Here is a 23204-nt window from a genome sequence, read left to right on the forward strand (position 1 = left end):
ACGCCATGGGGTGCGTGGGTGGGGACGGAGTGGGGATATCCCCACCGGCGGGATGCCCGTTCCGGTCCGATCGGTGACACAGCTGCTTACCGTCTCTTTAACAGGGCCTAGACTCCCGTGCGTACAGATCGTCGAACGGGCCGGGAGCGAGGGGCGGACGTGCGGACACTTCCCGAATCGACCGTACTCGCGGCTGACTACTTCCAGAGCTACTCCGTCGTCGGGCTGCTCGCCCTCGTCGGTGTGCTGTTCGTCGCCGTGGCGTTCGGCGCCGGCCGGCTGCTGCGGCCGGTCGTGCCGACACCGGAGAAGCTGCTCACGTACGAGTGCGGAGTCGACCCCGTGGGAGAGGGCTGGGCACACACCCAGGTCCGCTACTACGTGTACGCCTTCCTCTACGTGATCTTCGCCGTCGACTCGATCTTCCTCTTCCCTTGGGCCACGGTGTTCGCCGCGCCCGGATACGGCGCGACGACGCTCGTGGAGATGTTCATCTTCCTCGGCTTCCTGGCCGTGGGAATTCTCTATGCATGGAAGAAGGGCGTCCTCACATGGACGTGACCCCGCAGAACCCCGGCTCGGAGGCCGCCGTGCCGGCCCCCGAGCCGGTGACGCTGCCGGAGCCCAGGAGGCTGGGAGTCCTCTCGCGGCTGGCACCCGAACCGATGAAGGTGATCCTCAACTGGGGCCGCCGCTACAGCCTGTGGGTCTTCAACTTCGGCCTTGCCTGTTGCGCGATCGAGTTCATCGCCGCGTCGATGGCCCGTCACGACTTCATCCGCCTCGGCGTGATCCCCTTCGCGCCCGGCCCCCGCCAGGCCGACCTGATGGTCGTGTCGGGCACGGTCACCGACAAGATGGCGCCCGCGGTGAAGCGCCTGTACGAGCAGATGCCGGAACCCAAGTACGTCATCTCCTTCGGCGCCTGCTCGAACTGCGGCGGCCCGTACTGGGACTCGTACTCGGTGACCAAGGGCGTCGACCAGATCATCCCCGTCGACGTGTACGTCCCGGGCTGCCCGCCGCGGCCCGAGGCGCTGCTGCAGGGCATCCTCAAGCTGCAGGAGAAGATCGCGCACGAGTCGCTGGGCGAGCGGTACGCCTCCGCACCCGGTCGGGCCTCCGTGGGCGAGCTCCGCAGCGGGCTCGTGACCCCGCCCGCCCCGGCCGGGGACGCTGCGGACTCCGCGTCCGGCGGCGCGCCCTCGGACGCGGCTCCGTCCGGGCCCGGGCCCGACCGGGGAGCCGCCTCGTGAGCACGTTCGAGACGGAGATCGCGGAACGCTTCGGCCCCGAGGCGACCGCCGAGGCGGCGTACGACCTGCTGACCCTGGACGTCCCGGCCGGCACATGGCTCGACGCGCTGCGCACCGCACGCGACGAGCTCGGCTGCACCTACTTCGACTGGCTCAGCGCCGTCGACGAGCCGGGCACGGGCTTCCGCGTCTGCGCACACGTCGTCGCACTGGAGAAGAGCACCGAGGGAACCGCCGTGCGCCGGCTGATGCTGCGTACGACCGTCCCGCACGACGCACCCGTGCTCCCCACCGCGGTGGAGATCTTCCCGGGTGCGGGCTGGCACGAGCGTGAGACGCACGAGATGTTCGGCGTGGACTTCACCGGCCATCCGCACCTGGTGCCGCTGCTCCTGCCCGACACCTTCGAAGGACACCCGCTGCGCAAGGACTTCGTCCTCGCGGCGCGGGTCGCCAAGGCGTGGCCGGGCGCGAAGGAACCGGGCGAGTCCGAGCACGGCGGGCCGAAGCGACGCCAGATGCTGCCGCCCGGCGTCCCCGACCCGAACGAGTGGGGCCCTCTCAAGGGCCAGCTCCCCCCTGCCCCCGCCCGCCCGGCCCGCACCCCGCGCGCCGCGGGCGAGCGCCCGCCGCGCCGTACCCGCAGCGTCTCGGAGGGCTCGGCCAGTCAGGCTGCTTCGGCGGAGGGCGCGGAGACGGCCGGGGCGGAGGCTCCTCCGGTGCGGCGGTCGCGCAGTGCGGCGGAGGGCTCGGCCAGTCAGTCGGCCGGACGAGCTGCTTCGGCGGAGGGCGCGGAGACGGCCGGGGCGGAGGCTCCTCCGGTGCGGCGGTCGCGCAGTGCGGCGGAAGGTTCGGCGAGTCAGGCGCCGGCCCGCCGCTCGCGGTCGGCGTCCGAGGGCTCGGCGAGTCAGAGCCCGGCGTCGGACGAGGCGGCCGCCGCGCCCCGTCGTACGCGCAGTGCCTCCGCGGACGGGTCGGCGAGCCGGTCGGGCGAGGCCGCAGCCCCGTCCGCCCCTGCCCCGCGCACCCGCAGCACCGACGCCCCCTGGCACCATGCGCGCCCGGCCTTCGACGCGTCGGAGCCGACGAAGCCGCCGACGACGGACCCCGAGGGCCGGCCCGGAGCGGGCGGAGAAGGGACGCCATCGGCGCCCGGCACCGACGCTGCGGACAGGCCCGATCCTGCTGCTGAATCCGCCGAGGCCCGGCCCTCGGACGACGCCGCCGTGCGGCCCCCCACCGAGGCACGGCCCCTGACCGGGCCGGCCTCTCGGACGACCGCGCCCACGGAGGCGAAGCCCGAGGCGGAACCCGGCGCCGGCGCTGAACCCGGCACCGAGACTGCGGGCACGCCCGAGGCGGCATCCGGATCTGAGGACGCCGACGAGTCGGAGCGCGAGGCCGCACGCGAACCCGAGGCCGGGCCTGCGGCTGAGCAGGCCGAGCCTGAGGCAGCGGCTGACCGGCCCGGAACCGAGGGCGAGTCCGGGCAGTCCGGACCCGAGGGCGCAAGGCCCGCGCCTGAGCGCGAGGCCGCACGCGGGCCGGAGTCCGGGCCTGCGGACGGGCCGGTCGGGACCCGGCCCGTGCCCGAGCCGGACGGCGCCGAGCCCGAGGCAGCGGCTGACCGGCCCGGAACCGGGACCGTGCCCCAGCCCGAAGGCCCCGAGCCCGCGCCTGAGCAGGCCGGCCCCGAGCCCGGGCCCGAGTCCGAGAGCACCCCACCCACGACCCCGACCCCCCGGCCCGGCGCCGGCCCCGGGCCGGGGACGGACGACGCCACAGGAGGCGACCGCGCGTGAACGACGCACTCGACGTCGCCCTGCGGCTCCTCGCCGTCTTCGCCGTGTTCCTCGTGCTGCCCCTCGTCATCGGGCAGACCGAGCACAAGGTGATGGCCCATATGCAGGGCCGGCTCGGCCCCATGTACGCCGGCGGCTTCCACGGCTGGGCGCAGCTCGTCGCGGACGGCGTGAAGTTCGCGCAGAAGGAGGACGTGGTCCCGGCCGACGCCGACCGGCGCGTCTTCCAGCTCGCGCCCGCCGTCGCGCTCCTCCCGTACCTGCTCGTGCTGGTCGCGATCCCGATCGGTCCGAGCGAGGGAGCGGTCGGCATCATCGTCGACGCGGGCATCTTCTTCGTGCTCGCCGTGATGGGCGTCGGTGTGCTCGGTTCGCTCATGGCGGGCTGGGCCTCGGCCAACAAGTTCTCGCTCCTGGGCGCCCTGCGCACCGCCGCGCAGCTCCTCGCCTACGAATTGCCGATGCTGCTCGCCGCCGCGTCCGTCGCGATGGCCGCCGGCACCGTCTCCCTCCCCGGCATCCTGAACGCCTTCGAGTGGTGGTGGCTGCCGTGGCAGATCGTGGGCGCCCTGGTCTTCTTCGTCGCCGGTCTCGCCGAACTGCAGCGTCCGCCGTTCGACATGCCGGTCGCCGACTCCGAGATCATCTTCGGCGCGTACACGGAGTACACCGGACTGCGCTTCGCCCTGTTCCTGCTCGCCGAGTACGCGGGCATCGTCGTCCTCTGCGGTCTGACCACCGTCCTCTTCCTCGGCGGCTGGCACGGCCCGTTCGGTGCCGACGGCCTCGGCTGGCTGTGGACCCTGCTGAAGACCGCGGTGCTCGCCTTCGTCGTGATCTGGCTCCGCGTGACCTATCCGCGGCTGCGTGAGGACCAGCTCCAGCGGCTCGCCTGGACGACGCTCGTCCCGCTCGCCCTCGCCCAGATCGCCCTCACCGGCGTCGTCAAGGTGGTGATGCAGTCATGACCGGCTCCCATCCGCCCGCCCGGTCCCGTATCCCCGGATCCGGCCTGGCCAAGGGGCTCGCCGTCACCCTGCGGACGATGACGAGGCGGGCCCACACCGCGCAGTACCCCGACGTGCAGCCCGAACTCCCGCCCCGCTCCCGCGGTGTGATCGGCCTGTTCGAGGAGAACTGCACGGTCTGCATGCTCTGCGCCCGCGAGTGCCCCGACTGGTGCATCTACATCGACTCCCACAAGGAGACCGTCCCGGCTGCCGTGCCCGGTGGACGCGAGCGCAGCCGCAACGTCCTCGACCGGTTCGCCATCGACTTCTCGCTCTGCATGTACTGCGGTATCTGCATCGAGGTGTGTCCTTTCGACGCGCTGTTCTGGTCGCCGGAGTTCGAGTACGCGGAGACCGACATCCGCGATCTGACCCATGAGCGGGACAAGCTCCGCGAGTGGATGTGGACGGTTCCGGCGCCGCCGGCGCTCGACCCCGCCGCCGAGGAACCCAAGGAACTGGCCGCGGCCCGCAAGACCGCGGAGAAGCTCGCCACCGCGCGCGCCGAGGCCGAACGGACCGGGACCGAGCAGGCGTCCGGGGCGCCGGACGCCGCGGACCCGGACACTCCGCCGGCCGAGGGAGGCCAGGCATGACCCTCGCCCACGCCGTCAGCCAGACGGGCAACGGCTTCCTGTCCCCGACGGGCGTCGAGATCGCCTTCCTGATCGTCGGCATCGTCACGCTGGCCGCCGCCGTCCTCACCGTCACGACCCGGCAACTGGTGCACGCCGCTCTGTGGCTGGTCGTCGCGCTGGGCGGGCTGGCCGTCGAGTACCTCCTGCTCACCGCCGAGTTCATCGCCTGGGTGCAGGTGCTGATCTACGTCGGCTCCGTGGTCGTCCTCCTCCTCTTCGGACTGATGCTCACCAAGGCGCCCATCGGCCGGTCCGCCGACGCCGATTCCGCCAACCGGCCCGCCGCGCTCGTCGTGGCCGTCGCCTCCGCCGCCGCCCTGGTGTGGGTGGTCGTCGACGCGTTCCGGACGACGTGGATCGACCTCGAGGGGCCTGCCCAGGGCTCCACCCGCGTCTCCGGCGAGATCCTCTTCCGGCACTGGGTGCTGCCGTTCGAGGCGCTCTCCGTGCTGCTGCTGGCCGCCCTGGTCGGCGCGATCGTCCTGTCCCGCAGGAGCCCCCAGGACGGGGAGGGGAAGAGCTGATGCATCTCGCCTATCCAGCGGTGCTCTCCGTCCTCCTCTTCTGCACGGGGCTGTACGGGGTGCTCGCGCGCCGCAACGCGATCCTGGTCCTGATGTCGGTCGAGCTCATGCTCAACGCCGTCAACCTCAACCTCGTCGCGTTCGACGTCTGGCTGCGCGACGCCCTGCACAGCGGCCAGGCCCTGACCCTGTTCACCATCGCCGTCGCCGCCGCGGAGATCGGGATCGGTCTGGCGATCGTCCTGATGGTGTACCGCAACCGCGGTACCTCGGACATCGACAAACTCCGCGACACCGCCGAGGGCCACGAACCGGCCGACGCCACCGCGCCGGCAGAGAAGGCCGAGGCCACCGCGTGACCACGACGACCCTCGCCGTTCTCGTCCCCCTCCTTCCCTTCCTCGGCGCCGCGGCCGGTCTCCTCCTCGGCCGCTCGACCCCGGGGTTCGTCCGGCCCCTGGCCGTGCTGCCGACACTGGCCGCGACCGTGCTCGCCGCGCTCGTCGCCGTACGCCAGGGCGGCGGGCGGCCCATCAGCGCGTCCACCCAGCTCACCCCCACCGGCTCGGTCCCGATCGACCTCGCCCTGTACCTCGACGGCTTCGCCGTCCTGGTCGCCGTCCTCGTCGGCGTCGTCGCCTCCTGCGTGCAGATCTACTCGACCGCCTATCTGCGCGACGACCCGCGCTACCCCTCCTACGCGGCCCTGGTCTCGCTGTTCACCTCCGCGATGCTGCTCGTCGTCTACTCGGGCGACCTCATGGTGCTGCTGGTCGGCTGGGAGATCATGGGCATCTGCTCGTACTTCCTGGTCGGCCACTACTGGGAGACGCCCGAGGCGCGGGCCGCCTCCCTGAAGGCGTTCCTCGTCACCAAGCTCGGCGACGTGCCCTTCCTGTTCGGTCTGTTCGCGCTGGCCGTGGACGCCGGGACGTTCCGTGTCACCGGCGTCCTCGGGGCCGTCGCGGCGGGTGCGCTCGACCACCCGACCCTGGTGGCGCTCCTGCTGCTCGCGGGCGTCGCGGGCAAGTCCGCCCAGTTCCCGCTGCACACCTGGCTCCCCGACGCCATGGCCGGCCCCACCCCCGTCTCGGCACTGATCCACGCCGCGACGATGGTCGCCGCCGGTGTCTACTTCGTCGCCCGTCTCCTCCCCGTCTTCGCCGCCTCCGCGGCGGCGCTGGTCGTCCTCGCCGTGATGGCCGCGATCACCATGGTCGGCTCCGCGCTCGCCGCCCTCGCCCAGGACGACATCAAACGGGTCCTCGCCTACTCGACGATCGGCCAGCTCGGCTACATGTCGGGCGCCCTCGCCGTCGGGGACCGCGGCGCCGCCGTCTTCCACCTCCTGTCGCACGGTGCGTTCAAGGCGCTGCTCTTCCTCGCGGCCGGCGTGATCATCCATGCCGCAGGCACCAACTCGCTGGCCGCCATGTCGCGGATGAGCGGCCTGACCAAGCGGATCCCCGACGCGTACTGGACGATGACGATCGCCCTGCTGGCGCTCGTCGCCATTCCCCCCTTCGCCGGCTTCTTCTCCAAGGAGGCGGTGCTCGTGGCCGCCGAGCACACCGCGCTCGGCGACTCCGCCGTCGCCCCCGCCGCGGCGGGCTGGGCCGTCCTGGTGTCGGGTCTGGTCACCGCCCTCCTCACCGCGGCGTACGCCACCCGGCTGTGGCTGCTCGCCTTCCGCGGCAGGGGAGCCGAGGTCCCCGACCACGGCTGGCAGCCCCTGGCCATGACCGCCGTCCTCTGGGCGCTGGCCCTGCCGTCGCTCGCCTTCGGCCTGACCGCGGGCTTCATCGACGACTGGTTCGACGGCCGCCCACTGCAGCCGACCCTGACCACGGCCGTGCTGGGCACGGGTGTCGCGCTCGTCGGCGTACTCGTCACCTACGCCACCTGGCGGCACACGACCGCGCTGGCCGCCCGCGTGCCCATGGGGGCCGTCGCCGCACACCCAGAGGCCGAACCGGCCGTCTCCGAGGCCGAGGCGATCACCAGCCACGAACCTGCGTACGGCGACATCGCCGCCGCACCCGACCCGGCCGACCCCGGCCGGCTGCTGCTCGGCCCGCTGCACCGGCCCGCGGCAGCCGGCTTCCACCTCGACGCCGTCTACCACGCCCTGTTCGTCCGCCCGGTCACGGCCGGCGCCGAACTGGTCAGGTTCCTCGACCGGGAGGTCGTCGACACGTACGTGCGCGGCGCGGGCACCGGCACCAACTGGCTCGGGTGGCTCGTCCGCCGCGCCCAGACCGGAAACGTGCAGACCTACCTCAGCGCACTGCTGGCCGGCTCCGTCGTCCTGGCGATCGCCGTCGTACTCGTCGCCGCGGGAGTGTGAGCCGTGATCGATATCAGCGAATCCGTGATGCAGTTCCTTCTCGCGTTCATCGTCGTCGGCCCGCTCATCGGCGCCGCCGCGGCCCTCCTGCCCGCCCCGCCCGGACTGAAGGGGAAGTCACCGGAGCAGGCCGTGCTGCGGCACGGTGTGACCGTCACCGGAGCGGTCCTCGCCGCCGCGATCGTCCTCGCGCTGGGCTTCGACCACGACCAGCCGTCGAAGATGCAGGCCACGACGGACATCAGCTGGATCCCGGCGCTGGACGTCCGGATCCACCTCGGTACCGACGGCATTTCCCTCCCCCTCCTGGTCCTGACCGCGCTGCTGACCTTCCTCTGCGCGCTGTACAGCTACTTCAAGATGCCCGAGGGCCCGTCCCCCAAGGCATTCGTCGCACTGCTCCTCGTGCTCGAGTGCGGCACCCTCGCCACCTTCGCCGTCCTCGACCTGCTGCTGTTCTTCCTCGCCTTCGAGACGGTCCTGATCCCGATGTACTTCCTCATCGCCCGCTGGGGCGGTGCGGGCCGCCGCCCCGCGGCCTGGAAGTTCATCCTCTACACGCTGCTCGGTTCGGTCGTCATGCTGCTCGGCCTGCTCCTCGTGGGACTGAAGGCCGGCACGTTCGACATGCTGGCACTCGCCACTGACAACGGCCGCGGCCTGACCCTGTCCGTGCAGGTCATCGCCGTACTCGCGATCGGGATCGGCCTCGCCGTGAAGACCCCGATGTGGCCGCTGCACAGCTGGCTCCCCGACGCCCACACCGCCGCGCCGACGGTCGGCTCGGTCCTCCTCGCCGGCGTCCTGCTGAAGATGGGCACCTACGGCTTCGTCCGGATCGTCCTGCCCGTCGCACCCGACGGCATGCAGGTCTTCGCCCCGTACCTCGCGGCCTTCGCCGTCGTGGGCGTCATCTACGGGTCCCTCGCCTGCCTGGCGCTCGCCAGGCCCGGCTCCAAGGGCGACCTGAAGCGGCTGATCGCGTACTCCTCCGTCGGCCACATGGGCTTCGTGCTCCTGGGCATCGCGACCATGACCCCGACCGGCGTCAACGGCGCGCTCTTCGCCAACATCGCCCACGGCCTCATCACCGGTCTGCTCTTCTTCCTGGCCGGTGCCGTCAAGGACCGCTACGGGACGGCCGACCTCGACACGCTCGCCGGCGCCACCGGCGCCGCGCTGTACGGCCGCGCGCCCCGTCTCGGCGGACTGCTCGCCTTCGCGGCCGTGGCCTCGCTGGGGCTGCCCGGCCTCGCCGGGTTCTGGGGCGAGATGCTCGCCCTCTTCGGCGCCTTCGACCCCGCCGACGGCCTCAGCCGCCCCGCCTTCCTCACCTTCATGGCGATCGGCGGCCTCGGCACCCTGCTCACCGCCGCGTACCTGCTCGTCGTCGTCCGCCGCGTCTGCATGGGCGGCCCCCGGCCCGCCGACGAGGCGCAGCTCGCCGACGTACAGGGGTACGAGTTCGCCGCCTGGACGCCGCTCGTCGCCCTCACGGTCCTCGCCGGGCTCTGGCCCGCGGTCCTCCTCGGCCTCACCGACCCGGCCGTGCAGAAGCTCCTCGCTGGAGGAAAGGCATGACCCTGGCCGCCGCACCGCAGGCGCTCGCCGCGCCCGTCGTCCAGTCCGTCGACTGGCTCGCGATCGCCCCGCCCACCATCGCCGCGGTGGCCGCCCTGCTCATCCTGGTCGCCGACCTCTTCGTGGCCGAGCGGAAGAAGGCGTTCCTCGGCTACGCGGCCATCGCCTCCCTCGCGGTCGCCGTCGTCTCGCTCCTGCCGCTGCGCAAGGCCGACCGCTCCACGTTCTGCCTGACCACGGCCCCCGACGTGTGCAGCTACACGGCGGACCGGTTCACGCTCGTCATCCAGTTCCTGGTGCTGGGCGGCGCCCTCGTCACCGCCCTGATCTCCGTCACCGAGACCAGGAAACGGCTGCCCGCGGGGGAGTACTGGTTCCTGCTGCTGTCCTCGGCCGCCGGAGCGGCCCTGCTGCCCGCCGCGCGGGACCTGGCCACCCTCGTCGTCGCCCTCGAGGTCGCCTCGCTCCCCGCGTTCGCGCTGGTCGGCCTGCGCCGCGGCGACCGGATGTCCAGCGAGGCCGCGCTCAAGTTCTTCCTGTCGTCGGTCACGGCCACCGCCGTGATGCTGCTGGGCGTCAGCTTCGTGTACGCGACGACCGGCAGCCTGCACCTGACCCGGATCGCGTCCCGCATGGACGACGTCCCCGGCCAGCTCGACACCCTGGCGCAGGCCGGTGTCGCGCTCACCCTCGTCGGCTTCGCCTTCAAGACGGCGGCCGTGCCGTTCCACTTCTGGGTGCCCGACACCTACGTGGGCGCGCCGCTGCCCGTCGCCGCGTACCTCTCCGTCATCGGCAAGGCCGTCGGCTTCTCCGGCCTGATCCTGGTCACCGTCATCGCCTTCCCCGCCCACGCGGACGTGTGGGGCCCGGCCGTCGCCGTGCTCGCGGCCCTCACGATGACCGCGGGCAACGTCGCGGCCGTGCGCCAGTCGCCCACCCGTGCGAACAGCGCCGTACGGCTGCTGGCCTGGTCCTCCGTGGGGCAGGCGGGCTACATCCTGGTCCCGATCGCCGCGGCCGCCTGGTCCGGTGACGTCCGGATCGGCTCCACCGTCGCGTACGCCCTCATGTACGCCGTCGTGAACCTCGGCGCCTTCGCCGTGGTCGCCCTGGTCGCCCGCACCGAGCCGCTGAACCGGATCGCCGACTACCGCGGCCTGTACGCGACCCGCCCCGTGACCGCTCTGGCGCTGGCCTTCTTCCTGCTCTGCCTGGCCGGGCTGCCGCCCGGCGTCATCGGTCTCTTCGCCAAGGTCACGGTGTTCTCGGCCGCGGTCGACGCCGGCCTCGGCTGGCTCGCCGTCGTCATGGCCGTGAACGTGGTGATCGCGCTCTACTACTACCTGCAGTGGACCGCCCAGCTCTTCCGGGCGCCCGAGGGGGCGGCCGAAGGGGCGCCCGAGGCCCTGGAGGGCGCCGCTCCGGCGCGGCGCCGCGCCCCGGCGCTGGTCACCGCCGCCATCGCCCTCACCGCCGCCGCGGGCGTCCTGCTGTCCGGCTGGCCGCAGCTGGTGCTGCGCTTCGCCTCGGTCGACCTGTTCTGACCTCGCCTGCCGCACTGACACGCTCCCGGCAGCCGCGCCCCGCGCCGCGCTCGGCCCCGCCCCCGCCCAGCACCGGAAGGGGAGATTCCTTGCGCCCGTGGACGGCGGGCACCCGGTAGGCGGAACCGGCGGTTCGACAAGCGGTGCCCCGAGCGGGCACGGTGTTGACCGCATTCGGACAAGCAGCAGGAACGACATGGCAGCAGAACACAAGGGAGTACCGCTGTGCTGAGCGGGTTCAAGGACTTCATCCTCCGCGGAAACGTGATCACGATGGCGATCGGCCTCGCCGTCGGCTCCGCCTTCACGGCGGTCGTCACGGGGCTCACCAACGCCTTCATCACCCCGCTGATCGGCGTGGCCACACAGGGCGCCGGCGACTTCAGCAAGGCGGCCTTCACGGTCCAGGGGGTGAAGTTCCCCTACGGCCTCTTCATCAGCGCGAGCATCGCCTTCCTGATCACCGCGGCGGTGCTCTACTTCTGCGTCGTCGTGCCGATGCTGAAGGTGCAGAACCGCTTCACCAAGGAGGAGCCGGCCGGTATCAAGGCGGCGGTGCGCGACTGCCCGCGCTGCTACACCGAGATCCCCGCGATCGCCAGCCGCTGCGGCCACTGCACCAGCGACGTGGAGCCCCTCCCCGAGGCACTGGAGAAGGCCGGCCTGCTCCCGTCCCAGCGCTGAGCCCGCCGGGTCACCCGAACGGCCCAACGGTGCCGGAGCCCCCGCCCGTGGCGGCGGGGGAACCCGCGGCTCCCGCCTGGCGTTGACCAGTACGGGAGGGTCCACTGGAGAGCGGACCACGACCGCAGAGGGTTCCCCTGCCGAACCACTTGGAGGGCGTACCGTGCACCGCCGGCACAACGGACTGAGGACCGCCGTTCTCCTCGGGGGGCTGTCCGCCCTCATCATCGTCATCGGCAGTCTGTTCGGCCGTACGGGTCTGATCGTCGCCGTCGTCGTCGCCCTGGGGACGAACGCGTACGCGTACTGGAACAGCGACAAGCTCGCGCTGCGGGCCATGCGCGCCCGGCCGGTGAGCGAGTTCGAGGCACCCGCGCTGTACCGGATCGTCCGCGAGCTCTCCACCCAGGCGCGTCAGCCCATGCCCCGGCTGTACATCTCGCCGACCCAGGCGCCGAACGCCTTCGCCACGGGCCGCAATCCGCGCAACGCCGCCGTCTGCTGCACCGAGGGCATCCTGCGGATCCTCGACGAGCGGGAGCTGCGGGCCGTCCTCGGCCACGAGCTGAGCCACGTCTACAACCGGGACATCCTCATCTCGTCCGTCGCCGGAGCGCTCGCCTCCGTGATCATGTTCCTGGTGAACTTCGCCTGGCTGATTCCCATAGGCCGCTCGGACGACGACGACGGCCCCGGGCTGCTCGGCCTGCTGCTCATCATGATCCTGGGTCCGCTCGCGGCGTCCGTCATCCAGCTCGCCATCAGCCGTTCCCGCGAGTTCGAGGCCGACGCCGACGGGGCCAGGCTCACGGGCGACCCGCTCGCCCTCGCGAGCGCCCTGCGCAAGCTGGAGCAGGGCACCAAGCAGTTGCCCCTGCCGCCCGAGCCGAAGATCGAGACGGCGAGCCATATGATGATCGCCAATCCGTTCCGGCCGGGGCAGAGCCTCACGAAGCTGTTCAGCACCCACCCGCCGATGGCCGAACGCATCGCCCGTCTCGAACAGATGGCAGGTCACCGCCCATGAAGACAATCCTGAACGTCATCTGGCTCATCCTGTGCGGCTTCTGGATGTTCCTCGGCTATCTGCTGGCCGGCGTCCTGCTCTGCATCACCATCATCGGCATCCCGTTCGGCCTGGCCGCCTTCCGCATCGGCGTCTACGCGCTCTGGCCCTTCGGGCAGACGGTGGTGGAGCGCAGGGACGCCGGGGCGCCCTCCTGCATCGGCAATGTGCTCTGGCTGGTCCTGGCCGGCTGGTGGCTGGCGCTCGGGCACGTCGTCACGGGCATCGCCCTCTGCCTCACCATCATCGGCATCCCGCTGGGTCTCGCGAACTTCAAGCTGATCCCCGTCTCGCTGCTGCCCCTGGGCAAGGAGATCGTGCCGAGCGACCAGCCCTTCGTGGCCAGGTGAAACCGGGCCGGCTGTGCCGGTGCCCATACCGTTGAGACCCGGCACGCCGGGCCGGGCCGCCGATGACGGCGGGTGGTGAAGCCGGCGGCCTTCGTCCGGCTCCTCGTCGACCACGAGGACGACCGTGCCGTCGCGGAGAGCGTCCACGCCGAGAGCCCCTGTGCCTGTGAGCCCTCGCGAACGCCTGCGTCAGGGGCGCCCTCGGCTGACCCGTGCCCGTACCGCGTACGCCACCGCGCCCGCCGCCAGCACCGCCGCGCCCGCCACCACCGACGACAGCGGCAGCGCGAAGGCCAGCACCAGACAGCCCGCCAGCCCGACGACGGTGAGCACCCTCCCCCGTGAACCGAGCGTCCAGGCCGACGCGTTGGCGATGGCGTAGTACACGAGCACACCGAACGAGGAGAAGCCGATCGCTCCCCGCACGTCGGCCGTCGCCGCCACCACGGCCACCACCGCCCCCACCGCGAGCTCCGCATGGTGCGGGACCCGGAAACGGGGGTGGACGGCCGCGAGCGTGCGCGGCAGATGGCCGTCCCGGGCCATCGCCAGCGTCGTCCGGGAGACACCGAGGATCAGCGCCAGCAGCGAGCCGAGCGCGGCCACCGCAGCCCCGGCCCGTACGACGGGTACCAGCCCCTCCGCCCCCGCCGCCCGGACGGCGTCGGCCAGCGGAGCCGTCGCCCCGCCCAGCTCGTCCACGCCCAGCACGGAGAGGACCGCACAGGCCACGCCCACGTACACGGTCAGCGCGATCCCCAGGGCCACCGGGATCGCCCGCGGGATCGTCCGGGCCGGGTCCCGCACCTCCTCGCCGAGCGTCGCGATCCGCGCGTACCCGGCGAACGCGAAGAACAGCAGTCCGGCGGCCTGCAGCACACCCCACGCGCCGCCGCCGGGACCGCCCGACAGCAGAAGCCCGGGGTCCGCGGCCGGGGAGGTGAAGGAGGTGACGACCACCGCCGCCAGGACCGCCAGTACGACCGCGACGATCACCCGGGTCAGCCGGGCGGACTTCTGAACACCGCCGTAGTTCACGGCCGTCAGCGCCACGACCGCGGCCACCGCGACGGCGTGCGCGTGTTCCGGCCGGACGTACGCCCCCACGGTCAGTGCCATGGCCGCGCACGAGGCGGTCTTCCCGACGACGAAGCCCCAGCCCGCGAGATACCCCCAGAACGGGCCCAGCCGCTCCCGCCCGTACACGTACGTCCCGCCCGACGCCGGGTGGCGGGCCGCGAGCCGGGCCGACGCCGTGGCGTTGCAGTACGCCACGACCGCGGCCAGACCCAGCGCCAGGAGCAGCAGCGGCCCGGTCCCGGCCGCGGCAGCCGCGGGTGCCAGGGCGACGAAGACCCCGGCGCCGACCATCGAGCCCAGCCCGATGACAACGGCGTCGGACACGCCCAGCGACCTGCGTAGTTCCTGTGTCATGCGCCGCACCCTACTCATGGCCGCAACCGCAGTCCGCACGCCCGTCGTCTGACATGACAACAGCGCGTTACGGGCAGGAGTCCGGGGAAGCGCACGAGGAGAGGCAGGTCATGGCATGGGCATCGTCAGCTGGATCGTGCTCGGTCTGCTCGCCGGGATCATCGCCAAGATCCTGCTGCCGGGTCGTGACCCGGGCGGACTGATCGGCACCACCGTCATCGGCGTCGCCGGCGCGTTCGTCGGCGGCTGGATGTCGTCCCGTTTCCTGGACCGGCCGATCACCAAGGACTTCTACGACGGTGCCACCTGGGTGTCCGCCATCGGCGGTGCGCTCGTCCTGCTCATCGGGTACCGGATCCTCTTCGGTCACTCGCGGTCCCGCTGACGTCCGGGCCGCGGCACCTCCCCGGCCCGCCGGGGCTCTCAGTCCCGGAGCCCGGTCTCGCGCAGGGTGATGTTCAGCCGGCCCGTCAGCCCCAGCGCGGGGTCGGCCGTGCCCGGCAGGACCCTGGGCACCCCGTGGTACGCGAAGCGGGACGGCCCGCCGAAGACGAACAGGTCCCCGGACGCCAACTCCACGTCCGTGTACGGCCGGCCCCGGTTCTCGGTGTTCCCGAAGCGGAAGACACAGGTGTCGCCGATGCTGAGGGACACCACCGGGGCGCCGGACCGCTCGTCCTTGTCCTGGTGCATGCCCATCCTGGCGGCGCCGTCGTAGAAGTTCACGAGAGCGGTGTCCGGTGCGTACGGCTCGCCGCTCCCGTCGCCGTACGCGGCGGTCAGCGCCGCACGCCCCAACTCCGCGAGCCATCCCGGGAATTCCGCGACCCGGGCACCGTTCACGTCATCCGCCGTCCGCGTGTACCGGTACGGCTGCCAGTGCCAGCCGACGCACACCGTCCGCACGGACATCACCCCGCCCCGAGGCAGCCTCGTGTGCCGGATCGGGACCGGCCCGCGCGCCCACTCCCGGCACACCCCGACGAGTTCGCGCTGCCGGTCCGCGGACAGCCAGCCGGGGACGTGCACCGCGCCCGGCGCGACCTCGGCCCGCTCCCGCGGGAACAGCCCGGCGCTCACGGCACCAGCGCGCCTTCCAGCCCGAGGAGCCGCTCCTTGCTCGGCAGCCCGCCCGCATACCCGCGCAGCGCCCCGTCGGCGCCGATCACCCGGTGGCACGGGCGCACGATCAGCAGCGGATTGCGGCCGATGGCCGTCCCCACGGCCCGTACCCCCGCGCCCGCGGCACCGACCCGCTCGGCGATCCGGCCGTAGCTCACCGTCCGCCCGTACGGAATCTCCTCCACCGCCCGCCACACACGCCGCTGGAAGTCCGTGCCGGCGCCCTGCGCGAACTCGATCGAGAAGCTCCTCAGCTCCCCGGCGAAGTAGGCGCGGAGCTGGGCGGCGATCTCCCCGAACGCCTCCGGGGCGAGCCGCCGGTCCTCCCCGGCCCGTGCGGCGCCCTTCTGACCGGGCAGCGAGAGCGAGAGGAGCGCGGTCCCGCCGACGGCGGTCGCGGACTCCTCGCCGACCAGCAGCAGCTCACCGAGCGGGCTGTCGACCGTCGCGTACACCGTCATGGCTCTCTCCTCTCTGCCAGGGGCCGTCCGTTCGCGGCCCCACGCCTACGAGTCTGCGGCGCGGTCGCCGACCGGACCGGCGGTATTCGGACGTCGCTCCGGGCGGCTCCGGAACGCGAGGCGGGGGTGGTGCGGACCGGGCCGCACCACCCCCGGGTGCCTGTTTCCGCTCGGCCGGACGGCTCGGCGGCGGTCATGGCTCAGCGGTAGTTCACGAACTGGAGGGCGAAGTCGAAGTCCTTGCCCTTCAGCAGCGAGATGACGGCCTGCAGGTCGTCACGGCTCTTCGAGCTGACCCGCAGCTCGTCGCCCTGCACCTGCGCCTTGACGCCCTTGGGGCCCTCGTCGCGGATGGTCTTGGCGACCTTCTTCGCGTTCTCCTGGGAGATGCCCTCCTGGATCGACGCGAAGATCTTGTACTCCTTGCCGGAGAGCTGCGGCTCGCCCGCCTCCAGCGCCTTCAGCGAGATGCCCCGCTTGATCAGCTTGGACTGGAAGATGTCGAGGATCGCCTTGACCCGCTCCTCGCCGCTCGCCTGCATCAGGATCTTCTCGCCGGACCACTCGATGGTCGCGCCGGTGCCCTTGAAGTCGTAGCGCTGCGAGATCTCCTTGGCGGCCTGGTTGAGGGCGTTGTCGACCTCCTGCCGCTCGACCTTCGAGACGATGTCGAAACTGGAGTCGGCCATGTCCTGTGGCTCCTTGTATCGGGTGGGTAGAGGCACGGCCGGATACCCGGACCGCCACCGCAAAGCCTAGCCACCCGCACCCGCCGTAGGCGCTGATCAATCCGGTGGCGGAGCACCCCTGGGGATCAGGTATCGTTTACGTCGTTGCCACGGAGCACCGCGCGAAAGCGGCTCCGGAGCGACATCCCATGGCGGTGTGCCCGAGTGGCCAATGGGAGCGGACTGTAAATCCGTCGGCTTAGCCTACCCAGGTTCGAATCCTGGCGCCGCCACGCTTGAGGAACCCCCCTCTGAACTGCGGAAACGCAGCTTCGAGGGGGGTTCTGCGTTGATCGGCACACGCAGGAGGCCGACGGGTGCGTCAACAGCTCTTGTTGCGAGGGCAACACGCGACGCGGTCGACGAATCGGACGCCGACGGTTTCCATGCCCGTCTCCGTGAGCCGGCGCGGCCGACACCCGCACGCCCGGTCGCCGTGCGGGCCGTTGGGGCCGACCCACTGACGAAGCGGCGTCTCGCCGCCGGAGCCGGCGGGTGCCTCGCCGCTACGGGCCGACCGGCATCAGGGAGCGATGGGCAGCGCGCGCTTGTGGCCGGTGGCGCGGTAGCGGCGGACGATCGTGTCGAAGGCGCGTTCGTCGACCGGCTTGCCTTCCAGGAAGTCGTCGATGTCGTCGTAGGTGACCCCGAGCGCGTCCTCGTCCGCCTTGCCCGGGTCGAGGGTCTCCAGGTCGGCCGTCGGGGTCTTCCACACCAGTTCGGCGGGCGCGCCCAGCGCGTCCGCGAGGGCGCGCACCCGGCGCTTGGTCAGACCGGTCAGCGGGACCAGGTCGGCGGCGCCGTCGCCGAACTTGGTGAAGAAGCCGGAGACAGCCTCGGCGGCGTGGTCGGTGCCGACGACGAGCCCGTCGTGCGCCCCCGCCACCGCGTACTGGGCGATCATGCGCTGCCGGGCCTTGATGTTGCCGTGCACGAAGTCCTGGTGGTGGGCGTCGCGGAAGCTCACCTCGGCGGCCGGCAGGGCGGCGAGCGCGGCATCGCTCGCGGGCTTGATGTCCACGGTCAGCACGTGGTCGGCCCGGATGAAGGAGAGTGCGAGCTGGGCGTCGTGCTCGTCGGCCTGGACTCCGTAGGGCAGCCGCATCGCGTGGAACCGGGCCTCGTGGCCGGCCGCCCGGGCCCGCTCCACGGCGAGCTGGCACAGCCGACCGGTGGTGGTGGAGTCGACGCCGCCGCTGATGCCGAGCACGAGGGAGCGCAGACCGGTGGAGATCAGGCGCTCGGTGAGGAAGGCCACCCGGCGCTCGATCTCGCGCTCCGCGTCGAAGGTCTCGGCGACCTCGAGTTCCCGGGCGATCTCCTGCTGCAGGGCGATGGACGCCGAACCGCTCACGTCTGCTCCTTGCTCCGGTCCACGTGTACTGCTGACGCGCCCACCCTACCCAGGGGGTTACGGCGGAACGGGGCCGGACGGCCGGGGCCGTGAGGGGTCGGGGTCCGCGAAAACGGGTGGGAGGGCGGTGCGCCGCCGTGCATGATGGCCGTATGACCGACAGACGAAAGGCCCATGCCGCGTAGGGCTCCCTCGCAGGTCGCACGGGACCTGCCACGTGCACCGCGGCCGTACGACGGCAGAGTGGTGATACCCGGCCTCTCGGCCAGGGCGCTCGCGGGGATCGCCCGGATCGAGCGGAGCCGTTTCCGGCCCGGCGACGCGCACCGGGCGTGGGCGCGATGGCGGGCGATGGCCTACGAGCCCGGCCCGTGGGTGATGTACGCCGCGCCGGAAGACGACCTCCCCTGCTGCGACCCCTTCACGGGCAGTGACGCCCGGGCGTTCCTGGAGGAGCTGTGCTCCGGCCTCTCCCGGGGGCCGGCACGCGAGCTCCGCGCTCTGCTCGGACCGCTGGACGCGCGCTTCCTCGCCCGTACGCTCAACGACCCGTTCGCCTCGCCCCGCGACCCGTGGTGGGACCGCCGGCTCGAAGCCCCGTGAGGCGGGCACGACCGGGGTACAGGGCGGGCACCCCGCGCCCGTCAGGCCGGGCGCTCCTCCGCGAGGTCGCGGAGTTCGTCGCGGACACGGCTCACGCAGCGGTGCGGTCCGTGCGGTCCGCGTCGGGGACTGCCGGTGCCGTCGAGGAGACGGACGCCGAGCCGCACCTGTCCGGCGAGAACCACACCCCGTCCCCCGTGCCGGGCATGCTCATGCCCGGTGCTGTACCGAGCGAGGCCCCACGAAGCCCGGGGCCGCGTTCCCCGCGGTGCTCAGGGGCGGGTGTCGGCCACCGGAGCGGCCGGGGGCCCGGGCTTCGCGGTCCGCCGGGCGTAGAACCGGGCGATCGGCTCGGCGCTCAGTCCGTGGAGCACGATGCTGAGCATCACGGTGATCACCATCACGCGGGAGACGAAGTCCGCGCTCGGGTCCGGGAGTTCGATGACCGCCAGGGAGCCGAAGACGATGGACGTCACCCCTCTCGGTCCCATCCAGCCCAGGAAGAGCTTGTCCGACCTGCTCATCCCGGCGCCGACGAGGACGAGGAGCACGGGGATCATGCGGACCAGGGTGACGGCGAGGAGCGCGTAGAGAATGACCGTGGCCTGGAACCCGGGCCAGAAGGCGTTGTTGACGATCTGCCCGAAGACGAACCACAGCGCGAGGCTCATGAGCGTGACCACGTCGTCGGTGAGCTCCACGGCCGTCTCCGGCAGCTCCCGCACCGCCGGGCCGAAGACGACGCCGGCGATGAAGGAGGCGACGAATCCGTTCCCTCCGACCGCACTGGAGAAGGTGTACGCCACCAACGGGACGGCCAGCACGCCCAGCCGCATCGCCGACGTCTGCGTCCACCCACGGGCCCACGACTTCCGCAGCAGCCAGCCGGTCGTCCAGCCGACGGCGAGTCCGGTGACGAGCGCCCAGCCGGCCGCATCGACGGCCGTCAGCATCGCCTCGCCGTAGTCGGCGTGCAAGTCGTGCGACTCGACGGCCACCGCGATGCAGAGGAGGAAGACCGGCGAGACGATGCCGTCGTTCAGGCCCCCTTCGACGTTGAGGACCTCACGCAGTCGGGCGGGGATCCGCTGGTCGCGGACGACGGACGCGGTGGGGGCGAGGTCCAGCGGCACGACGACGGTCGCCAGGACCGCGAGCAGCCACCCGGACTGACCGGGGAAGAGGAGGAGTCCGGTCAGGAACGCGGCGCCGAGCGTCAACGGCAGCCCGCCGCCGAGCAGCCGGAGGACGAGCCCCTTCTCACGGCCCAGGATCCTGCCGGGGACCTCGATGGCGTCGACGAACAGCAGCAGGGCCAGGATGACTTCCACCGCGTGCTCGAACACGGTCGTCTCGAGCTCGAAACGCAGCGGAGGGTTCGAGCTGGCGGTGAGGGCGATGCCCGCCGCCATCATCGCGATGGGCGCGGTGATGCTCCAGCGCGAAAGCCTGAGGGCCAACAGCGACCAGATGAAGAGAATTCCCGCGATGACCGTGACGGCAAGCATGCGACCCCCGCTTTCCGTTCTCGACCTCGCGTCGTCGGGTTCGGAAACCGAGCTTAGGCCGATCGCTTTCCGCGGCCACGGCCGACGGCGCCGGGGAATGGGGCCTTTGCGTTCCGCGCGGTGAGGTGAATGTTCGGGATTCGCACGCGCTTGGGTATGAAGTCGTGTGCGTGGAAGAGGAATTGACGGGGGAAAGGGGGAGGGGATTCCCGTGGATGCCGGCGAGCCGGCGGTACTCCGGCGAGTACGGACACTCCGGCGAGTACGGACACTCCTGCGCGTATGGACACCTTGCGCGCACGGATCCCGCGCGAGTTCGGAGACCCCCGCGAGCACGAAGGCGGGCCCGCGTCCGTACGCATGCCCGGAAGCCCTTCGCACGGGCCCGGGACCTCGCGCCGCGGCTGCGTCAGGACGGGGCGCCAGGAGCGCGACACGCTCCGTCCACCGGTGGCCCCGGAGTCGACCCGTACACCGGCAGGAAGCTCCCGACCTGCGCGGACGAGATCTCTCCGCAGGACCGAGTCGCCGGACCCGGCCCGGCGGCCGACCATGGAGGGACAGCGCAGCCGGGGCTCTCGGTGGGGAGACGCCAGTGGTGGACACCGATGTACTGATCGTGGGTGCCGGTCCGGTGGGACTGACCGCGGCGGCGGAACTGCGGCGCCACGGGGCGGACTGCCGCATCATCGACCGGCTCCCGGCCCGGCTTCCGTACGCCAAGGCCGTGGGGATCCAGCCCCGGACGCTGGAGATCTGGGACCGGATGGGCATGGTCCGCGAAGCCATGGACGCCGCCGTGCCGATGCGCGGCCAGCTGGTGTACGCCGACGGCGGCGAGCCGATGCGCATCGACCTGCGGCTCCCGCCGGACGTCCCGTACGGCTTCGCCGCGCTGCCGCAGTACGAGACCGAGCGCGTCATCGAGGAGCACCTCGCCCGGTTCGGCACAGGGATCGAGCGCGGAACGGAGCTGGTCTCGTTCAAGCAGGACACGGACGGGGTCATCAGCCGGATCGTCACGGTCGACGGAGGCGAGGAGGAGGTCCGGTCCCAGTTCCTCGTCGGCTGCGACGGCGCCCACAGCATCGTCCGCAAGACGCTCGGACTGGCCTTCGAAGGAGCGGCCTTCCCGGAGGAGTACATGCTCGCGGACGTGGAGGTCGACTGGGGCCTGCCGCCGGGCTACGGCGTGCGCGCCATGCACCACGGCGACGACGGAGCCGTCGACGACCTGCTCGTCTGCATCCCGCTGCCCGGACGCGGCCGCTACCGCATGTCCATGCTGGTCCCGCCGGAACTCTCCGCCGTCCGGCGGGACGCGGGGGAGCAGGACACCGGGGACGGCGTCGCGCACGGCCTGGAGACCGGGCAGCGGGCGCCCGGCATCGAGCACATCCAGGCCGTCATCGACCGCCTCTCTCCGGAGCCCACCACGGCGTCGGCCATGCGCTGGTCCTCCGTCTTCCGCATCAGCCACCGCCTGGTGGACAAGTACGCGGACGGCCGGGTCTTCATCGCCGGCGACGCCGCGCACATCCACCCGCCGACGGGCGCCCAGGGCATGAACACCGGTATCCAGGACGCCTGCAACCTCGCCTGGAAACTGGCTCTCACCGTGCGGGGCGCCGCGCATCCCCGGCTGCTCGACAGCTACGACGCCGAGCGTCGGCCCATCGGCGAGGAGGTCGTCGGGCGCACGGTCCGGCACGCCTCGGAGGGCGTCCAGGCCGACCCCGACGACTACACGACCGTGATGCTGCGGGAGGCCCAGTTGCTCGTCGCCTACCCGGACAGCCCCGTCGTGGGCCCGCGCACCCCGGGCCTGGAGGGACCTGGCGCCGGCGACCGGGCACCCGACTGCGGCGGCCTCACCGGTGGCATCGCCGCCGTTCCCCTGCGGCTCTACGACCTGCTGCGCGACCGCGGCCATGTGCTCCTGCTCCACGCCGACTCGGCCGCCGCGCTCGGCGTGTGCGGCGAAATCGCCGCCGCCGTACGTCATCTGACGGACGGGCAGGCGGCGGTCCTGGTGGTTCTCGCCCCGGACGCGGGCACGGTGACCGATACGGCGACCGGCGCGGGTACGGACGTGGACGCGGACACCTCCGAGCCCGGGGCCGAGGCGGCCGGCCCCGCCGCCGGTGACGCCACCGAGTCCGTGGCCTACGCGACGGACGGGGACGGGCGGCACCTGCCCGCCTTCCTCGACAGCCGGGACGAGTTCGCCCGCGTGTACCGCACGACGGGCGCGACGGCGTTCCTCGTACGGCCGGACGGCTACCTGGGCGCGCGCGTGGCACCGTTGACCGGTCCCGGCGCGGTCGCCGCGCTGTCCGAGGAGCTGGCGCGGGTCTTCCGGCTGTAGACGCGGACCGACCGCATCACACGCCCACCGCCGGGCCGCACGAGCGGACGACCGGCCAGAACGCGCCCCCGGCTGTCCGGATGAACGCCCCCGGCCGCACGACCGCCCGGCCCCACCCGGCCGCACGACCGCCCCCCGGGCGTTACGACCCTCCCGCCCCGTGCCCGGCCGCCGCGTCCGGCGCCCGGCCCCGCCTGCCCTGGTCCGCTCCCACGTTCGGCGGCGTGGGGATCCGGTTCCCGAAGAAGTCGCGGACGACCCCCTCGGCGACCGGCAGGCCCGCGCCGATCGCGGGCGAGCCCGGGCGCGGCCTGCGGCCCCAGGTGGAGGAGGTGCCGATGGCGGTCCGGTCGACACGGCGACGGCCGAGTCCTCGATCCGTACGCCGTCGAAGCGGGTCGGTACGACGACGGCCGAGCCGGGGAGGAGAGGATGCCGCCGCCGGGGTCGGGGTCCTTGAAGTCGGCACCGTTGACGTCGTGCACGTCCACGCCGGGCACGACGTCGTGCCGGCCGACCCCGTGGTCGGTGCGCCGGACGAGCAGACCCGCGCGCCGGTCGGTGGTGGTCGGCGCGTCGGTGTTGGAGAGGTAGGTCGCGCAGGTCCCAGCCCTCGACGTTGAGCAGCAGCACGGCGGCCCGGGCGCCGCCGCCGTCGGTTCGGGGTTTCGCGCCCCCGCCGTACGCGCCGACCGAGATCGGCCGAGCGGCGGTACCGGAGCCGGTGGGGGCCAGGACCCCGGTGCAGGTCCGGCCGCGCCGCAGCAGGAGCCGGTCACCGGGTCCGCAGGTGCGCGAGGCCTTGGCGAGACTGCGCCGGG

The 23204-nt window shown here is 72.5% G+C and carries 22 protein-coding genes and 1 tRNA gene; 17 read left to right on the forward strand and 6 right to left on the reverse strand.

The genetic code is table 11. The features are described from left to right. Positions 1 to 159 precede the first annotated feature (159 nt). From QRN89_RS20415 to QRN89_RS20475, 13 genes are all read left to right on the forward strand, one after another. On the forward strand, positions 160 to 561 hold the full coding sequence (locus QRN89_RS20415; protein ID WP_290350847.1) for an NADH-quinone oxidoreductase subunit A: 402 nt from the start codon (positions 160 to 162) through the stop codon (positions 559 to 561). Beyond that, positions 552 to 1256 carry an NADH-quinone oxidoreductase subunit B gene (locus tag QRN89_RS20420; RefSeq protein WP_290350848.1) on the forward strand — a complete coding sequence of 235 codons (705 nt, stop codon included), beginning with the start codon at positions 552 to 554 and terminating at the stop codon, positions 1254 to 1256. Before QRN89_RS20415 ends, QRN89_RS20420 begins: the two co-directional genes overlap by 10 nt. Next, positions 1253 to 3058, forward strand: coding sequence for an NADH-quinone oxidoreductase subunit C (locus QRN89_RS20425; protein WP_290350849.1), 1806 nt, complete (start codon positions 1253 to 1255; stop codon positions 3056 to 3058). The genes QRN89_RS20420 and QRN89_RS20425 overlap by 4 nt, the downstream gene beginning before the upstream one ends. Beyond that, positions 3055 to 4026 (forward strand): complex I subunit 1/NuoH family protein, encoded by a 972-nt coding sequence (locus tag QRN89_RS20430; RefSeq protein WP_290350850.1) that lies wholly within the window; start codon positions 3055 to 3057, stop codon positions 4024 to 4026. The genes QRN89_RS20425 and QRN89_RS20430 overlap by 4 nt, the downstream gene beginning before the upstream one ends. Beyond that, entirely contained in the window at positions 4023 to 4664 is a 642-nt protein-coding gene (locus tag QRN89_RS20435; protein ID WP_290350851.1) for a NuoI/complex I 23 kDa subunit family protein, read from the forward strand. Before QRN89_RS20430 ends, QRN89_RS20435 begins: the two co-directional genes overlap by 4 nt. Then, positions 4661 to 5230 carry an NADH-quinone oxidoreductase subunit J family protein gene (locus QRN89_RS20440; RefSeq protein ID WP_290350852.1) on the forward strand — a complete coding sequence of 190 codons (570 nt, stop codon included), beginning with the start codon at positions 4661 to 4663 and terminating at the stop codon, positions 5228 to 5230. Before QRN89_RS20435 ends, QRN89_RS20440 begins: the two co-directional genes overlap by 4 nt. Further along, positions 5230 to 5589, forward strand: coding sequence for an NADH-quinone oxidoreductase subunit NuoK (nuoK, locus tag QRN89_RS20445; protein ID WP_290350853.1), 360 nt, complete (start codon positions 5230 to 5232; stop codon positions 5587 to 5589). The genes QRN89_RS20440 and nuoK overlap by 1 nt, the downstream gene beginning before the upstream one ends. Further along, positions 5586 to 7577, forward strand: a complete 1992-nt coding sequence (locus tag QRN89_RS20450) for an NADH-quinone oxidoreductase subunit 5 family protein (protein WP_290350854.1) — start codon at positions 5586 to 5588, stop codon at positions 7575 to 7577. Before nuoK ends, QRN89_RS20450 begins: the two co-directional genes overlap by 4 nt. A gap of 27 nt (positions 7578 to 7604) precedes the next feature. Continuing rightward, positions 7605 to 9158, forward strand: coding sequence for an NADH-quinone oxidoreductase subunit M (locus QRN89_RS20455; protein ID WP_290353793.1), 1554 nt, complete (start codon positions 7605 to 7607; stop codon positions 9156 to 9158). Further along, positions 9155 to 10705, forward strand: a complete 1551-nt coding sequence (locus tag QRN89_RS20460) for an NADH-quinone oxidoreductase subunit N (RefSeq protein ID WP_290350855.1) — start codon at positions 9155 to 9157, stop codon at positions 10703 to 10705. Before QRN89_RS20455 ends, QRN89_RS20460 begins: the two co-directional genes overlap by 4 nt. A 225-nt stretch (positions 10706 to 10930) precedes the next feature. After that, the gene (gene mscL, locus QRN89_RS20465; RefSeq protein ID WP_290350856.1) at positions 10931 to 11389 is read left to right on the forward strand and encodes a large conductance mechanosensitive channel protein MscL; all 459 of its coding nucleotides are present in this window, start codon (positions 10931 to 10933) and stop codon (positions 11387 to 11389) included. Between the two features lie 163 nt (positions 11390 to 11552). Then, positions 11553 to 12416, forward strand: a complete 864-nt coding sequence (gene htpX, locus QRN89_RS20470) for a zinc metalloprotease HtpX (protein WP_290350857.1) — start codon at positions 11553 to 11555, stop codon at positions 12414 to 12416. Continuing rightward, positions 12413 to 12805 carry a YccF domain-containing protein gene (locus tag QRN89_RS20475; RefSeq protein WP_290350858.1) on the forward strand — a complete coding sequence of 131 codons (393 nt, stop codon included), beginning with the start codon at positions 12413 to 12415 and terminating at the stop codon, positions 12803 to 12805. Before htpX ends, QRN89_RS20475 begins: the two co-directional genes overlap by 4 nt. A gap of 189 nt (positions 12806 to 12994) precedes the next feature. Here QRN89_RS20475 and QRN89_RS20480 read toward each other — a convergent pair whose 3' ends face one another. Next, positions 12995 to 14239, reverse strand: coding sequence for an APC family permease (locus tag QRN89_RS20480; RefSeq protein ID WP_290350859.1), 1245 nt, complete (start codon positions 14237 to 14239; stop codon positions 12995 to 12997). Positions 14240 to 14354: 115 nt separating this feature from the next. Between QRN89_RS20480 and QRN89_RS20485 the strand changes: the two genes are divergently transcribed. Next, on the forward strand, positions 14355 to 14624 hold the full coding sequence (locus tag QRN89_RS20485) for a GlsB/YeaQ/YmgE family stress response membrane protein (protein ID WP_290350860.1): 270 nt from the start codon (positions 14355 to 14357) through the stop codon (positions 14622 to 14624). Between the two features lie 38 nt (positions 14625 to 14662). Here the strand turns inward: QRN89_RS20485 and QRN89_RS20490 are convergent, their stop codons facing one another. The 3 genes from QRN89_RS20490 to QRN89_RS20500 form a co-directional block, all read right to left on the reverse strand. After that, positions 14663 to 15319 carry an alpha-ketoglutarate-dependent dioxygenase AlkB family protein gene (locus QRN89_RS20490; protein ID WP_290350861.1) on the reverse strand — a complete coding sequence of 219 codons (657 nt, stop codon included), beginning with the start codon at positions 15317 to 15319 and terminating at the stop codon, positions 14663 to 14665. Further along, complete coding sequence (locus tag QRN89_RS20495) at positions 15316 to 15822, reverse strand: methylated-DNA--[protein]-cysteine S-methyltransferase (RefSeq protein ID WP_290350862.1); 507 nt, start codon at positions 15820 to 15822, stop codon at positions 15316 to 15318. The genes QRN89_RS20490 and QRN89_RS20495 overlap by 4 nt, the downstream gene beginning before the upstream one ends. Positions 15823 to 16022: 200 nt before the next feature. Then, the gene (locus tag QRN89_RS20500; protein WP_093656471.1) at positions 16023 to 16511 is read right to left on the reverse strand and encodes a YajQ family cyclic di-GMP-binding protein; all 489 of its coding nucleotides are present in this window, start codon (positions 16509 to 16511) and stop codon (positions 16023 to 16025) included. 190 nt (positions 16512 to 16701) lie between these two features. Between QRN89_RS20500 and QRN89_RS20505 the strand changes: the two genes are divergently transcribed. Then, a tRNA-Tyr gene (locus QRN89_RS20505) sits at positions 16702 to 16783 on the forward strand. 290 nt (positions 16784 to 17073) lie between these two features. On the opposite strand, the gene nadE is transcribed toward QRN89_RS20505, so the two are convergent. Next, on the reverse strand, positions 17074 to 17904 hold the full coding sequence (gene nadE, locus QRN89_RS20510; RefSeq protein WP_290350863.1) for an NAD(+) synthase: 831 nt from the start codon (positions 17902 to 17904) through the stop codon (positions 17074 to 17076). Positions 17905 to 18147: 243 nt separating this feature from the next. Between nadE and QRN89_RS20515 the strand changes: the two genes are divergently transcribed. Beyond that, positions 18148 to 18507, forward strand: coding sequence for a hypothetical protein (locus QRN89_RS20515; protein WP_290350864.1), 360 nt, complete (start codon positions 18148 to 18150; stop codon positions 18505 to 18507). Between the two features lie 272 nt (positions 18508 to 18779). Here QRN89_RS20515 and QRN89_RS20520 read toward each other — a convergent pair whose 3' ends face one another. Beyond that, entirely contained in the window at positions 18780 to 20015 is a 1236-nt protein-coding gene (locus QRN89_RS20520; RefSeq protein WP_290350865.1) for a cation:proton antiporter domain-containing protein, read from the reverse strand. Between the two features lie 595 nt (positions 20016 to 20610). Here QRN89_RS20520 and QRN89_RS20525 point away from each other — a divergent pair. After that, positions 20611 to 22383 (forward strand): FAD-dependent monooxygenase, encoded by a 1773-nt coding sequence (locus QRN89_RS20525; protein WP_356948643.1) that lies wholly within the window; start codon positions 20611 to 20613, stop codon positions 22381 to 22383. The last annotated feature ends 821 nt before the right edge of the window (positions 22384 to 23204 follow it).

Origin of the sequence: Streptomyces sp. HUAS CB01 (assembly GCF_030406905.1) — a bacterium.
Taxonomy (GTDB): domain Bacteria; phylum Actinomycetota; class Actinomycetes; order Streptomycetales; family Streptomycetaceae; genus Streptomyces; species Streptomyces chengbuensis.